The following is a 13,276-nucleotide window of genomic DNA, read 5'->3' as shown; positions in this document are numbered from 1 at the left end:
GGGATTGGGGGCTGATCCTTCCCGGTTCGACGAGACGGCAAGCCCGCCCCCCGTCTTTTCCAATTCCCGGTCCTGAATGCCCGGCCTCGCTCTTCTCGCAGTCCTGGCCGCTCTCGTCGTTGCCTCCCTCGCCAGCCTGTTCCTTGCGGCGGGCGGCGAGCCCTGGCAGGGCAATGTCGCCTATCTCGTCTCGATCGCGAGTTTCACGCTTTACCAGGCGCTGCTCTCGACACTCCTGTCCCTGGTATTCGGGGCGCTCGTGGCGCTGGCGCTGGCGCGGCGCCATTTCCCCGGACGACGGTTGCTGCTCGCTCTGTTCGGCGTGGCGACGGCATTGCCCGCCATTGTGGCTGTCTTCGCCTTTGCCGGCATCTTCGGCCGCGTGGGAGCCGCCAACGTCATCTTGAACGCCGTCGGACTGCCGGCCATCGCCATTTACGGCATGACCGGCATCCTTCTCGTCCATGTCTTCTTCAATGGCGCCTTCGCGGCCCGCGTCTTCCTGGCGGCGCTCGAGGCTGTGCCGGGCGAACACTGGCGCCTCGCGTCCTCGCTCGGCCTGACCGCCGGCGACGTCTTCCGCCTGATCGATTGGCCGGTGCTCCGTCGGGACATGGCGGCGCTTGGCCTTCTCATTTTCATCGCCTGCGCCACCAGCTTCGCCATTCCCCTTACGCTCGGCGGCGGGCCAGGCAGCGCGACCTTCGAGGTGGCGATCTACCAGGCGATCCATTCCGATGCCGACTTCGCCCGTGCCGCAGTGCTGGCCCTGCTGCAGATTGCGGCGATGGCGCTACTGGTCGCAGCTGCGGCGCCCCTGCTCGTCTCCACGCCCGAGGCCGCGGCCCTGGGCCGGCATATCGAGCGTCCGGACAAGGCTGACCTCCTTCTCCGCGCCGTCGATGGCCTGGTGCTGTTGGCGGCCCTCCTTCTCATCGTGCCGCCGCTGTTGTCTGTCGTCTGGGCGGGCAGGGCACTCCTGGGCGGAATGGATCCTCAGGTACCCAGGGCGCTTGCCACAAGTCTCGCCGTCGCGATCATGGCGGCAACCCTCGCGCTCGGCGCGGCGCTGCTGCTCTCGCGCTCGCGCGCAACCCTCGGAGCCAATGGCCTAAACGCGGCCGCGCGGCTCGTCGCCTCGGCCCCGCTGCTGACGCTGGCGATACCGCCCCTGGCTTTCGCCGCCGGGCTTTATGTCATCGCTCGCGCCGTCGGCGGGGCAGATCTGATCGCCATGCCGGCCCTCGTCCTCGTCAACGCCATGATGGCGCTGCCCTTCGTGCACCGACTCGTCGATCCACCGATGGTGCTCGCCCAGGAGCGCTACGGACGTCTCTCCGAAAGCCTCGGCATGAGCGGCTGGACCAGACTGCGTCTAGTCGAATGGCCGCTGCTGGCACCATCGGCGACGGCTGCCTTCGCCTTCGCCATGGCCTTGTCGCTCGGCGACCTCGGCGTGGTCGCACTCTTCGGATCGGAGGGGCTGGTGACGCTGCCTTCGCTTCTCTATGCCAAGCTCGGCTCCTATCGCATCGAGGAGGCCGATGGCATCGCGGCTTTGCTTGCCGGCCTTGTGCTGGTGCTCTTTCTCGTGGCGGACAGGTTGGGGAAGCGCCATGCTCATCGCTGACAAGCTCACCATCGTCATCGACGACTGGACCGGCATCTACGATCTGTCGATACCTCGGGGTACCCTGGCGGCGATCGTGGGTCCTTCCGGCGGCGGCAAGTCGACGCTACTGCATGCCATTGCCGGCTTCGAGAGGCCATCGAGCGGCAGCCTGAGCTTCGATGGGATGGATCTTCTGCCGCTGAAGCCGGCCGCGCGGCCGGTAGCGATCGTCTTCCAGGACCACAACCTCCTGCCGAATCTCACGGCGCTCCAGAATGCCGGCCTCGCGCTTTCGCCTTCGCTTCGGTTGTCGAGTGCAGACAGGGGCGCTATCTCGGCCATGCTCGACCATGTCGGCCTTGCGGGCATGGAACGTCGCCTGCCCTCCGAGCTTTCCGGCGGACAGCGCCAACGTGTGGCACTCGCCCGGGCGATGCTGACTACGCGGCCCCTTCTGCTGCTCGACGAACCGCTGACCGGCCTCGACCCCGCAATGCGCGCCGGCATGATTGAACTCATCGATGCGCTGCGCCGTGAAAAGGGGCTGACAGTGCTCATGACGACCCATACGCCGGAGGACGTCCAGGGGCGGGCGGATCGAATCCTCACCGTCGCGGACGGGCGCATCGCCGCAGCCTGAGATAGCCATATGCGCAGCTGATGCCCTAGAATTCCTTTTTGCGTAGAGAAGGATTCGCCTGCATGGACGCCGGCCAGCTTGCCAGACTGATTGCCCAGGGGCGAGGCGCCGAACCGGCCGATCTCGTCATCAAGAATGTACGGCTTCTCGATCTCGTCAGCGGCGACATCACGCAGACGGACATAGCAATCGGCGGGGACCGTATCGTCGGCACCTATGCCGGCTATTCCGGGCATCGCGAGATCGATGCGCGAGGGTTGATCGCCGTACCTGGCTTCATCGACACCCACCTCCATGTCGAATCCTCCCTTGTGACGCCGGCCGAGTTCGATCGTTGCGTGCTGCGCCACGGCGTGACCACGGCGATCTGCGATCCGCATGAGATCTCGAACGTCGTCGGGTTGGAAGGGCTCCGTTTCTTCCTGGAATCGGCAGGCTATACGGCGCTCGACCTTCGGGTCCAGCTGTCAAGCTGCGTGCCGGCCACCCACCTGGAGACAGCCGGCGCACGGCTCGCGGCGGAGGATCTCCTGCCATTCGCCCGGCATGAGAAAGTGATCGGCCTCGCCGAATTCATGAACTTTCCCGGCGTCATCCATGCCGATCCGGACTGTCTCGCCAAGCTCATCCCCTTCCAGGATGGGCATATCGACGGCCATGCGCCGCTGCTGCGCGGCACGAACCTCAACGCCTATCTCACGGCACGCATCCGTACCGATCACGAGACGACCACGGCGGAAGAGGGGCGGGAAAAGCTGGCGAAGGGCATGACGCTGCTGATCCGCGAGGGATCGGTCTCCAAGGATCTTCACGCCCTGGCCGAGTTGATCACCATCCGCAATTCACCCTATCTCGCCTTCTGCACCGATGACCGCAACCCTCTCGACATTGCCGAGGAGGGGCATCTGGATTTCATGATCCGTACCGCCATCCATCTCGGCGCCGAGCCTCTCGCGGCCTACCGCACCGCGACGATCTCTGCAGCCATGGCGTTCGGCCTCAGGGACCGCGGCGTGATCGCTCCCGGAAAGCGAGCCGACATCGTGCTGCTCGACGATCTGGAACGCTGTGCCATACGCCAGGTGATCAGTGCGGGACGCCTCGTTGAAGACGAGTTGTTCGCGGGACGGATCCGGGTCCAGCCCGTAGGACTTTCTTCCATGAGGGCGCCGCATGTGGCCGCCTCCGATTTCCTGGTGCCGGCCCAGGGTCCGACCGGACCGGTCATGGGTGTCGTGCCGGGCAAGATCATCACGCAACACCTTCGCCTCAGCCTGCCTTATGCTGATGGCCGGCGTGGTATCGATCTCGGCCAGGACGTGGTGAAGGTGGCGGTAGTCGAGCGCCACGGCGTCAACGGCAATATCGGCCGTGGCTTCGTCAAGGGCTTCGGCCTGAAGGAAGGGGCCATCGCGTCCTCGGTCGGGCATGATTCGCACAATATCTGCGTGGTGGGCGTCGACGACGGCGACATGGCGCTGGCAGTCAATCGTCTGGGCGAGATCGGTGGGGGATTCGTTGTGGTGCGCGGCGGTGCCGTGCTGGCGGAACTGGCCCTGCCGGTGGCCGGGCTGATGAGCTTGCTGCCCTTCGAGGAGGTGCGCGACCGCCTGATGCCGCTGAGGAGTGCCGCCAAGTCTCTCGGCGTGACACTGGACGAGCCCTTCCTGCAGGTCGCATTCCTGCCGCTTCCCGTGATTCCCCATCTGAAGATCACCGACAGGGGCATGGTGGACGTCGACCGTTTCGAACTCATCGATGCCTGATTCAAAATCTGAGGAAGTGATGGAAAATCATCTCCTTTCAAGTTTCTATGGCATCATTCGGAATCGGTTCCTCAGCGATGAAGCTTCTCGTCGTCTTCTGCCATCCCTGTGCGGAAAGCTATGGCGCCGCCGTGCGTGACGCCGCCTTGCGCGGGCTTGCACGGGCTCGGCACGAGGTGCGCCTGCTCGACCTCTACGCCATGAATTTCGACCCGGTGATGAGTGCGGACGAGCGGCGGGGCTATCACGAGAAGGATCTCAACGAGATTCCCGTGGCCGAGCACCTCGCGCATCTGCGCTGGTGCGAGGGATTGATCTTCATCTATCCAACCTGGTGGTACGGCCCGCCGGCGATGCTGAAGGGCTGGCTGGAACGCGTTTGGGTGCCGCATTCCACCTTCACCATGCCCACCGACGGCAAGCCGATCGGCCCGGTGCTGACCCATATCCGGCTGCTTGCCGCGATCTCGACGCTGGGGTCGCCGTGGTGGTGGTGGACCCTGTTCATGAAGGAGCCCGGGCGTCGCATCCTGCTGCGGGGCTTGAGGGTCCTCTGCGCGCCGCGATGCCGGACCATGTGGCTGGCGCTGCATCGTCTCGACGAGATATCGGATACCAAGCGGCGGCATTTCCTCGCCAAGGTCGAGAAGAAAATGGCCCGGCTGAAGGACTAGGAGTCGCGCCCGGCGCCGCCCGCGAAGGCGGCTTGCCTCGCTTTGGCCTCAATTGGATGGGCGAAAGCCGGCCTTTTCTACCCATTTCATTGAATTTGAATACGCATGCACCCGTTCGGACTTGACTCAGCCCGCAGCCTATTGTCTCAACGCGCCGTCTTAAACAGGGTGCTTGCATGAGTATCGCCTTCACGTTTCCCGGGCAGGGAAGCCAGACCGTGGGCATGGGCAAGGGACTGGCCTATGCTTTTCCGGTGGCCCGGGCAGTATTCGACGAGATCGATGCCGCGCTGAACCAGAAACTGACCTCCGTGATCTGGAACGGCCCGGAGAGCGATCTGACCCTGACCGAGAATGCGCAGCCGGCTCTCATGGCCGTTTCGCTTGCCGCTTTTCGCGTTCTGCAGGATGAGGCAGGCCTCGACCTCAGGAAGCATGCGAGCTTCGTCGCTGGTCATTCACTGGGCGAGTATTCGGCGCTTGCCGCTTCGGGCGCCCTGACTATCGCGGATACGGCGCGGCTGCTGCGTATCCGCGGCCGGGCCATGCAGGCAGCGACGCCGGTTGGAACCGGCGCCATGGCGGCTCTGCTTGGACTGGACTTCGAGCAGGCCGCCGCCGTTGCCGCCGAGGCGGCGCAGGGCGAAGTCTGCCAGGCCGCCAATGACAATGCGCCGGGGCAGGTCGTCGTTTCCGGCGCCAAGGCCGCCGTGGAGCGCGCCCTCGAGATTGCGAAGGCGAAGGGCGCCAAGCGCGCGATTCTCCTGCCGGTCTCCGCGCCCTTCCATTGCGCGTTGATGCAGCCGGCGGCCGATGCGATGGCCGAGGCCCTTGCCAAAGTGGTGATCGAGGCGCCCGCGGTGCCGCTCGTCGCCAACGTCCTTGCCCGCCCGATTTCCGATCCGAAGGAGATCCGCAAGCGCCTCGTCGAGCAGGTGACCGGTACTGTTCGCTGGCGCGAGAGCGTGGAATTCCTCGCGGGTGCGGGCGTGACGAAGCTCGTCGAGGTCGGCTCGGGCAAGGTGCTGAGCGGTCTCGTCAAGCGCATCGCATCAGGCGTCGAGGCGGTCAACGTCGGCACGCCCGAGGATGTGGCGGCCTTTGCGCCGACCCTCGGCTGATCCAGCATTGCGATTGAGAATGGCCCTGCGGGGCCGGGATGATAGAGAACGTTGCGCCCAGCTTCGACCGGCATGAGGCCGGTCCGAGCCAAGCGGCGCCTGACAGGGGGAGAGGATGTTCGACCTTACCGGCAAGATCGCACTGGTTACGGGTGCCACAGGCGGCATCGGTGCCGGCATCGCCACGGCGTTCCACAAGCAGGGGGCGATCGTGGCTCTCTCCGGTACCCGTCAGGCAGTACTCGAGGAATTGGCTGCAAAGCTGGGTGATCGTGCCCATGTCTTTCCGTGCAACCTGGGCGACAAGGAACAGGTCGAGGCTCTCGTTCCAAGTGTCGAGGCCAAGCTCGGCCAGCTTGACATCCTGGTCAACAATGCCGGCCTCACCCGCGACGGGCTCATCCTGCGCATGAAGGACGAGGATTGGGACGAGGTCATCGCGATCAATCTCACGGCGGGCTTTCGCCTCTGCAGGGCAGCCGTGAAGGGCATGGTGAGGCGCCGCTATGGCCGCATCATCAACATCGCATCGCTTTCCGGGGTGGTCGGCAATGCCGGGCAGACCAATTATGCCGCCTCCAAGGCCGGTCTGATGGGCATGACCAAATCGCTCGCCCATGAGGTTTCCGCCCGCGGCATCACGGTCAATTGCATCGCTCCGGGCTTCGTCGATACGGCGATGACGGACGCCCTCAACGAGAAGCTGATGGAAACGATCCTGACCACGATACCGATGCGCCGGCTCGGTCACGTCGAGGAGATTGCTGCCGCAGCCGTTTACCTTGCTTCGCTGGAGGCAAGCTATACGACCGGCCAGACAATGAATATCAACGGCGGAATGGCAATGATTTGAAGGGCTTACATAGAAATCACACGCCGGTTTCCGACACGGGGTTGCCCGCTGGCAATGGCATTTGAAGTGTGTTAATCACCGCCAAGGGGCATTCCGATGGCTCCTACGAATGTGATTGTCCGGGAGGCTGGGCGACCGGTCGAAGGATCGGCACGCCCTCGGAACTAATCGAACACCGACCGTCTCACGACGGCAGGGAAAAATAGCCGTCAGGCAGTCTTGGTTTATCAAAGGAACAAAAAATGAGCGATATCGCAGACCGCGTGAAGAAGATCGTGGTTGAACACCTCGGCGTCGATCCGGACAAGGTCACCGAGAATGCGAGCTTCATCGACGATCTGGGCGCCGACTCGCTCGATACGGTTGAGTTGGTGATGGCTTTCGAAGAAGAGTTCAACTGCGAAATCCCCGATGACGCCGCCGAGACGATTCTCACCGTCGGCGACGCCGTGAAGTTCCTGACCAAGGCGACCGCCTGAGCCTGCTGCCCGGGAAGCGGGGCTTTCCCGGGCTTTACCAGGGGGCGAGCGGGGCGAATATGCGTCGCTGCCCGGGGCACCGGAGCCTCGGGTCTTTGCAGTCAGTGGGGTTGAGCAGCCGGGGAGCGCCACTTCCCCGGCCTTTGGAGGTTAAATGAGGCGCGTTGTTGTAACTGGTCTTGGTATGGTCGGCCCCACGGGCGGCGATTTCGAGACATCCTGGGCCAACCTCATCGCGGGCAAGAGCGGTGCAGTGAAGATCGATCGTTTCGAGACGTCCGATCTCAAGGCCCGGATCGCCTGTCTGATCCCGCATGGCGATGGTACCAACGGCACCTACAATCCGGACCAGTGGATGGAGCCGAAGGAGCAGCGCAAGGTCGACGATTTCATCGTCTTCGCCATGGCCGCCGCCACCCAGGCTCTCGACGACGCTGGCTGGCACCCTACCTCCAAGGAGGACCAGGAGCAGACCGGTGTTCTCATCGGCTCCGGCATCGGCGGCCTGCAGGGCATCGAGGATGCCTCGCTGACTCTGCACCAGCGTGGTCCCAGTCGCATCTCGCCCTTCTTCATTCCCGGCCGCCTGATTAATCTGGCGGGCGGCCAGGTATCCATCCGTCATGGCCTCAAGGGGCCGAACCATGCGGTGGTGACTGCCTGCTCGACCGGTGCGCATGCCATCGGCGACGCCTCGCGCCTGATCGCTCTGGGCGACGCCGACGTGATGGTGGCCGGTGGTACGGAATCGCCCGTGTGCCGCCTGGCGCTGGCGGGCTTCGCCGCATGCCGCGCCTTGTCCACCTCTTTCAACGAGGAGCCAACCCGGGCTTCGCGTCCCTACGACCGCGATCGCGACGGCTTCGTCATGGGCGAGGGGGCCGGCTGCGTGGTGCTCGAGGAGTATGAGCACGCCAAGGCCCGAGGCGCCAAGATCTATGCCGAGGTCATCGGCTACGGCCTGTCCGGCGATGCCTATCACATCACCGCTCCTTCCGAGGACGGCGATGGCGCCTTCCGCTCCATGCAGATGGCGGTGAAGCGGGCGGGCATTTCCGTGGGTGATATCGACTATATCAATGCCCATGGCACGTCGACCATGGCCGATACCATCGAATTGGGGGCGGTCGAGCGCCTGCTGGGCAATGCCGCGGCAACGGCTTCTATGTCCTCGACCAAGTCGGCCACGGGACATCTGCTCGGCGCGGCCGGTGCCATCGAGGCCATCTTCTCGATCCTGGCCATACGCGACCAGATCGTGCCACCGACACTCAATCTCGAGAACCCCGAGGTCGAAACCCCGATCGATCTCGTGCCGTTGGTCGCACGCAAGCGCGAGGTGAACGTGGTCCTGTCCAATTCCTTCGGGTTTGGCGGTACCAATGCTTCGCTCATTCTGCGTAAAGCGCACTGATCGTCGGGGTGTCTTTGGGATACCCTGAGCGGATCTGGGTACCCTTGAGTTTGGACTGGCCGGCATTTTCGCCATATTCGCGGGGCATGCCGTTGTTCACGATGCTTGAATCGCATATCGATCCTTTTGATTCGGAAGGCGATTTCGTATTTCTGTTTTGAAGCATCCTTGCTGAGGCAGGCTGGTGCCCCGGCGCTCCGCAAACCCGATCACCAATCGGGGCGGGGCGCGACCGGTGGGCTGCCGGCTTGAGGATGCCCGCAGACGGATGAGGTTTTCATGGTCGACGACCGCGACGATTCGGGAACGCCGAACGAACGCTCCCGCTCCTTCGGTAGGGGCAACCAGGGAGGCCGTGGGTCACGCAACATGATCCAGCCGGAAGCCGTTGCCAAGCCGGCGACGCGCTCGACGGCGGTGCGCAATCCCTTCGTGGTGGCAGGCAACGCGATCTTCGTCATTCTCATGCTGCTTGCGGTGGGCGGATATTTCGGCCTGCGCCAGTTCACCGGCCCTGGCCCCCTGACGGCGGCAAAGACCGTCTATGTTCCCAAGGGCAGCGGCCGTGACGAGATTGCCGACGCTCTTGAGCGGGAGGGGGTCATCACGGGGGCGACGACGTTCACCACCGGCGTCTTCCTCATGGGCCGCGGCAACGACCTCAAGGCGGGCGAGTACGCCTTCCAGCCGTCCGTTTCTATGTACGACGTCATGAAGACAATGGTGGCCGGTAAAGTGATCCAGCATTCCCTCACCGTTCCCGAGGGGCTTACCAGCCAGGCGATCATCGACAGGCTCAACCAGGACGATCTGCTGACCGGCGATGCTCCGGCGGTGCCGCCTGAAGGCTCGCTCCTGCCGGACACCTACAAGTACGAACGCGGGACCACGCGTTCGGCGATGGTGCGCCGCATGCAGGAAGAGCAGAAGCAACTGGTCGATCAGATCTGGAAGCAGCGCGCCCCCAATTTGCCGCTGAAGAGCCCGGCCGAGATGGTGACGCTCGCCTCCATCGTGGAGAAGGAAACGGGCCAGGCCGATGAACGCCCGCATGTGGCCAGCGTGTTCATCAATCGCCTGCAGAAGAACATGCGCTTGCAATCCGATCCTACCGTGATCTACGGCATGGTCGGCGGCAAGGGCAAGCTCGACCGGTCGCTGACGAGCGCTGACCTGAGCCAGCCCACTCGCTTCAACACCTATGTCATCGGCGGCCTGCCGCCGTCCCCGATCGCCAATCCCGGCCGCGCGGCCATGGAGGCCGTCGCCTCGCCTCTGGCGACCAAGGATCTCTATTTCGTTGCGGACGGTTCGGGCGGACATGCCTTCGCCCCGACTCTGGAAGAGCACAACAAGAATGTAGCGCGCTGGCGCCAGCTGCAGCAGGGCGGCGATGCGACCCCGGCACCAGCGGCAGATCCTCCAGCCGGCGCTCCGGCGCCGGTGGCACCCGCGGCCGCGACAGCCCCCGCCACTCCCGCGCCGGCTGTGGCGCCGAGCGCGGCGGCAGCGCCCGTTGCGCCGCCGGCCAAGCCTTGCAAGAAAGGCAACAAGAAGTGCAAGCAGCAGGCGACGCAGCCGCCGGCGGCGCCCGAGGCCGCTGCGTCCCCGGCTCCTGCGCCCGAGGCAGCTGTACCGGCTCCAGTGGCGCCGGCAGCACCGATTCCTACGGCGCCGGCAGCGCCAGCGGCCGCGGCCCCTGCACCGACCCAGCCCGTGCCTGATGCGACTGCTGCCACACCTGGTCCGGTGCCGGACCAGGGAACCCCCACGGCCCAACCCGCCCAGCACAAGAAGGGCGCCTTCGAGGATCCGGTCGCCAACACGTCGCATGATCCACTGCTCGACAAGACCTTCGACCTGAACTCTCCACAGACCGTGCAGTGAGGCCGCCAGCCCCTGCTTGAGTGCTGCGCTCCGGGGCACTATCGTCCGGCCTGGCCCTGCCTCGCTCGGAGGCAGGGCGCTTCCGCAGATCTAGTTGCCGGTGATTGCGGCCGGCAGGATGCAACAACATGTCCGTGACCAGCATGACCGGCTTTGCCCGGGTGGAAGGGCACACCGGCGCCAATCGCTGGGCGTGGGAAATCAAGACCGTCAATTCCAAGAGTCTGGATGTACGATTCCGCCTGCCGCCTGGGCTCGATGCCGTGGAGACGACGGCACGGGCGACGCTCGGGACTGCTTTTGCCCGAGGTTCATGCCAGATCGGCCTGGTGTTGAAGCGCGACGCCGTCGCGCCCGTGGTGCGCATCAACCAGCCTGTGCTCGACGCCATCGTCGTCGCCATGGCTGAAGCCAGCCATAAGATCGATGCCGCCGCCCCGCGCCTCGATGGGCTGTTCGCGATCAAGGGGGTGCTGGAGGTCGAGGAGCAGGAGGAGGACGAGGAGGGGCGCTCCGCGCTGCAGGTCGCCCTGCTTGAGGGCTTCTCCCGCGCCGTGAAGGAATGCGCGCAGATGCGCGGTAACGAGGGTGCCGTGCTGGCACGGGTTCTGCTCGGCCGTGTCGATGAGATCGAGGCGCTTACCAACGAGGCCGAGGCCAATCCGGCCCGCCAGCCGGCGGCGGTGCGCGAAAAGCTCGCCACCCAGGTCGCGGTCTTGCTTGACGCCTCCAAGAGCCTGGACCCCGACAGGCTGCACCAGGAAGCTGTCCTGCTGGCTGCCAAGGCCGACATACGCGAGGAACTGGACCGACTGCATGCCCATATCGCGGCTGCGCGCGATCTGCTGGGGAAGGGCGGGGCAGTCGGGCGCAGGCTGGATTTCCTGGCCCAGGAGTTCAACCGAGAGGTCAACACTCTCTGTTCAAAGGCCAATGACGTCAGCTTGACCGCGACGGGGCTTTCTCTCAAAGCAGTGGTCGAGCAATTCCGCGAACAGGTTCAGAATATCGAATGAGTATGACTGCGTCCGCACCCCAGCGCCGGGGCCTTCTCCTGATCGTGTCCTCACCCTCGGGGGCCGGCAAGACCACGCTGACGCGGCTGCTGCTGGCGGAGGACAAGGCGATGCACCTTTCGATCTCCGTCACGACGCGCCAGCGCCGTCCCAGCGAGATAGACGGCGTGCACTACCGCTTCGTGGATGCCGGCACGTTCGAGGCCATGCGCGAGCGGGGAGACCTGCTGGAATCGGCCAAGGTTCATGGCAACTATTACGGAACCCCCGCGGGTCCGGTGGAGGAAGCACTGGCCGCCGGCCGCGATGTCCTGTTCGACATCGATTGGCAGGGCACCATGCAGATCTACAACAAGATGCGGCCGGACATCGTCTCGGTCTTCGTGCTTCCGCCCTCCGTTGCCGAACTGAAGGCGCGCCTGGAACGCCGCGCCGAGGATTCGTCCGAGATCATCCTGCAGCGCCTGCAGAATGCGCGTGTCGAGATCAGCCACTGGACGAAGTATGACTATGTGCTGGTCAATACCGACCTGCAAACCACCTATGCGAAGCTGAAGGAGATCCTCGACGTCGAGCGCATGAAGCGCCAGGACAAGTCGCAGGTGTCCAATCTCGTCGATTCCCTCAAGGCCGATCTCGACGCTTTGACCAGGAAATGAATCGCGGTCCGGCCGCAGCTACACCTTCCTGATCTCGGCCGCCACGGCGAGCGCCGTGTCGCCATCGATGATCACACCCTTGACGATGCCGCTGCGCAGGAGTGCGATGGTCGCGATGGTCTTTTCGAGGCCGGCGGCCAGCAGCACGACATCGCGCCCGCGCAGATAGTCGGTTCCTACGGTAAGGCTGCGCTCGCTCAGCGAATGGGGCACCTCATGGCCCTCTATGTCGAAGAGGTTGCCCAGGGTGTCCGCCACGGCACCGCTGGCGCGGACGCTCTTCATCTCTTCGGTGGAGATCATGTCCTGCAGGCGGAGCACGGCGGTCTCCTGCAATTCCCCCACGCTGATCAGGTAGAGGTCCGCGGCGCGTGCCATTTCCACGGCATCCATCACCAGGCGCTGCGACATCAGAACCTGCTGGTCGGCGACCGAATCGGCAATGAACGGCACGGGTAGAAAATGCACCTCGCCGCCGGTGCGGGCAGCGAAGGCCTGCACGACCTCGAATGGATTCGAGGCCGAGTTGCGCGTCAGCGACCCGATCAGCGAGACGAAGCGCGCCTGGGGATTGCGCACCCCCGAGAGCTGGAGGGCGACCTGTTCGATCGTCCGCCCCCAACCGACACCGACCGTTATCGGACCCGTGCCGAGCTTGCCCTTTAGGAAATTGGCGCCCGCATTGCCGACGGCGCGACGAGCGACCACGCTCTGGATACGCGTCAGCTCGGGATCAGCCGACGCCTGCGAAAACCCGACGGTGGGGGTCGAAATGCAGAAATCGAGCCCGAATTCGCGGGCGATGGCATGCTCCACCCCGATGTCCCTGGCTGAATCGTGATTGATCGTAATGCTGACGAGACCACGGTCGCGTGCTTCCGAAAGCAGGCGGTTGACACGCGTGCGGTGCAGGCCGAGCCGGGAAGCCGTCTCCTCCTGGTTGAGGCCCGCCACGTAGTAGAGCCACGCCACCCGCACGATCAACGCATCATCGGTTTCATGGGCCAGGTTGAGATTGAGCATCGAACTTACGCCGGTTGATTGCAGCTTCATATTGACAACTGTGTCGTTCCAAATCAAATGTAGAGCAAATGTCGTGACGCAAGACAAATGTGCAAACGACGAGAGCCGGCGGCAGGTCGGCCTGGAGGGAAG

At 64.5% G+C, this 13,276-nt stretch carries 12 protein-coding genes; 11 read left to right on the top strand and 1 reads right to left on the bottom strand.

Annotation, left to right across the window (positions count from 1 at the left end; translation table 11 throughout):
* Positions 1-76 precede the first annotated feature (76 nt).
* From AC6H34_RS29680 to gmk, 11 genes are all read left to right on the top strand, one after another.
* A complete protein-coding gene (locus AC6H34_RS29680) occupies positions 77-1,630 on the top strand; it encodes an ABC transporter permease subunit (RefSeq protein ID WP_497541238.1) in 1,554 nt (517 codons plus the stop codon).
* Entirely contained in the window at positions 1,617-2,252 is a 636-nt protein-coding gene (locus AC6H34_RS29675) for a thiamine ABC transporter ATP-binding protein (protein ID WP_497541237.1), read from the top strand. Before AC6H34_RS29680 ends, AC6H34_RS29675 begins: the two co-directional genes overlap by 14 nt.
* A gap of 62 nt (positions 2,253-2,314) precedes the next feature.
* The gene (gene ade / locus AC6H34_RS29670) at positions 2,315-4,018 is read left to right on the top strand and encodes an adenine deaminase (RefSeq protein ID WP_497541236.1); all 1,704 of its coding nucleotides are present in this window, start codon (positions 2,315-2,317) and stop codon (positions 4,016-4,018) included.
* 77 nt (positions 4,019-4,095) lie between these two features.
* Positions 4,096-4,692 (top strand): NAD(P)H-dependent oxidoreductase, encoded by a 597-nt coding sequence (locus AC6H34_RS29665; protein WP_497541235.1) that lies wholly within the window; start codon positions 4,096-4,098, stop codon positions 4,690-4,692.
* A gap of 176 nt (positions 4,693-4,868) precedes the next feature.
* The gene (gene fabD, locus AC6H34_RS29660; protein ID WP_497541234.1) at positions 4,869-5,813 is read left to right on the top strand and encodes an ACP S-malonyltransferase; all 945 of its coding nucleotides are present in this window, start codon (positions 4,869-4,871) and stop codon (positions 5,811-5,813) included.
* Between the two features lie 115 nt (positions 5,814-5,928).
* Positions 5,929-6,666: a 3-oxoacyl-[acyl-carrier-protein] reductase gene (gene fabG / locus AC6H34_RS29655; RefSeq protein WP_448148217.1), complete on the top strand. Its 738-nt coding sequence runs from the start codon at positions 5,929-5,931 to the stop codon at positions 6,664-6,666.
* A 242-nt stretch (positions 6,667-6,908) separates the two neighbouring features.
* Positions 6,909-7,145 (top strand): acyl carrier protein, encoded by a 237-nt coding sequence (locus AC6H34_RS29650; RefSeq protein WP_068287214.1) that lies wholly within the window; start codon positions 6,909-6,911, stop codon positions 7,143-7,145.
* A 154-nt stretch (positions 7,146-7,299) separates the two neighbouring features.
* Positions 7,300-8,559 carry a beta-ketoacyl-ACP synthase II gene (gene fabF, locus AC6H34_RS29645; protein ID WP_448148216.1) on the top strand — a complete coding sequence of 420 codons (1,260 nt, stop codon included), beginning with the start codon at positions 7,300-7,302 and terminating at the stop codon, positions 8,557-8,559.
* Between the two features lie 279 nt (positions 8,560-8,838).
* A complete protein-coding gene (mltG, locus tag AC6H34_RS29640; protein WP_497541233.1) occupies positions 8,839-10,446 on the top strand; it encodes an endolytic transglycosylase MltG in 1,608 nt (535 codons plus the stop codon).
* 128 nt (positions 10,447-10,574) lie between these two features.
* On the top strand, positions 10,575-11,462 hold the full coding sequence (locus tag AC6H34_RS29635; RefSeq protein WP_497541232.1) for a YicC/YloC family endoribonuclease: 888 nt from the start codon (positions 10,575-10,577) through the stop codon (positions 11,460-11,462).
* Complete coding sequence (gmk, locus tag AC6H34_RS29630; protein ID WP_448148213.1) at positions 11,459-12,121, top strand: guanylate kinase; 663 nt, start codon at positions 11,459-11,461, stop codon at positions 12,119-12,121. The genes AC6H34_RS29635 and gmk overlap by 4 nt, the downstream gene beginning before the upstream one ends.
* 18 nt (positions 12,122-12,139) lie before the next feature.
* Here gmk and AC6H34_RS29625 read toward each other — a convergent pair whose 3' ends face one another.
* Complete coding sequence (locus tag AC6H34_RS29625; protein WP_497541231.1) at positions 12,140-13,144, bottom strand: sugar-binding transcriptional regulator; 1,005 nt, start codon at positions 13,142-13,144, stop codon at positions 12,140-12,142.
* Positions 13,145-13,276 lie beyond the last annotated feature (132 nt).

The organism is Labrys sp. ALF-8 (assembly GCF_059699065.1).
The sequence above is the reverse complement of the archived record's forward strand: the minus strand, read 5'-3'. Positions and strand labels throughout refer to the sequence as shown.

What these genes read in the sequence shown, in the direction of transcription:
- AC6H34_RS29680 (WP_497541238.1), top strand. Translation starts at nt 77, where the DNA reads ATGCCCGGCCTCGCTCTTCTCGCAGTCCTGGCCGCTCTCGTCGTTGCC.
- AC6H34_RS29675 (WP_497541237.1), top strand. Translation starts at nt 1,617, where the DNA reads ATGCTCATCGCTGACAAGCTCACCATCGTCATCGACGACTGGACCGGC.
- ade (WP_497541236.1), top strand. Translation starts at nt 2,315, where the DNA reads ATGGACGCCGGCCAGCTTGCCAGACTGATTGCCCAGGGGCGAGGCGCC.
- AC6H34_RS29665 (WP_497541235.1), top strand. Translation starts at nt 4,096, where the DNA reads ATGAAGCTTCTCGTCGTCTTCTGCCATCCCTGTGCGGAAAGCTATGGC.
- fabD (WP_497541234.1), top strand. Translation starts at nt 4,869, where the DNA reads ATGAGTATCGCCTTCACGTTTCCCGGGCAGGGAAGCCAGACCGTGGGC.
- fabG (WP_448148217.1), top strand. Translation starts at nt 5,929, where the DNA reads ATGTTCGACCTTACCGGCAAGATCGCACTGGTTACGGGTGCCACAGGC.
- AC6H34_RS29650 (WP_068287214.1), top strand. Translation starts at nt 6,909, where the DNA reads ATGAGCGATATCGCAGACCGCGTGAAGAAGATCGTGGTTGAACACCTC.
- fabF (WP_448148216.1), top strand. Translation starts at nt 7,300, where the DNA reads ATGAGGCGCGTTGTTGTAACTGGTCTTGGTATGGTCGGCCCCACGGGC.
- mltG (WP_497541233.1), top strand. Translation starts at nt 8,839, where the DNA reads ATGGTCGACGACCGCGACGATTCGGGAACGCCGAACGAACGCTCCCGC.
- AC6H34_RS29635 (WP_497541232.1), top strand. Translation starts at nt 10,575, where the DNA reads ATGTCCGTGACCAGCATGACCGGCTTTGCCCGGGTGGAAGGGCACACC.
- gmk (WP_448148213.1), top strand. Translation starts at nt 11,459, where the DNA reads ATGAGTATGACTGCGTCCGCACCCCAGCGCCGGGGCCTTCTCCTGATC.
- AC6H34_RS29625 (WP_497541231.1), bottom strand. Translation starts at nt 13,144, where the DNA reads ATGCTCAATCTCAACCTGGCCCATGAAACCGATGATGCGTTGATCGTG.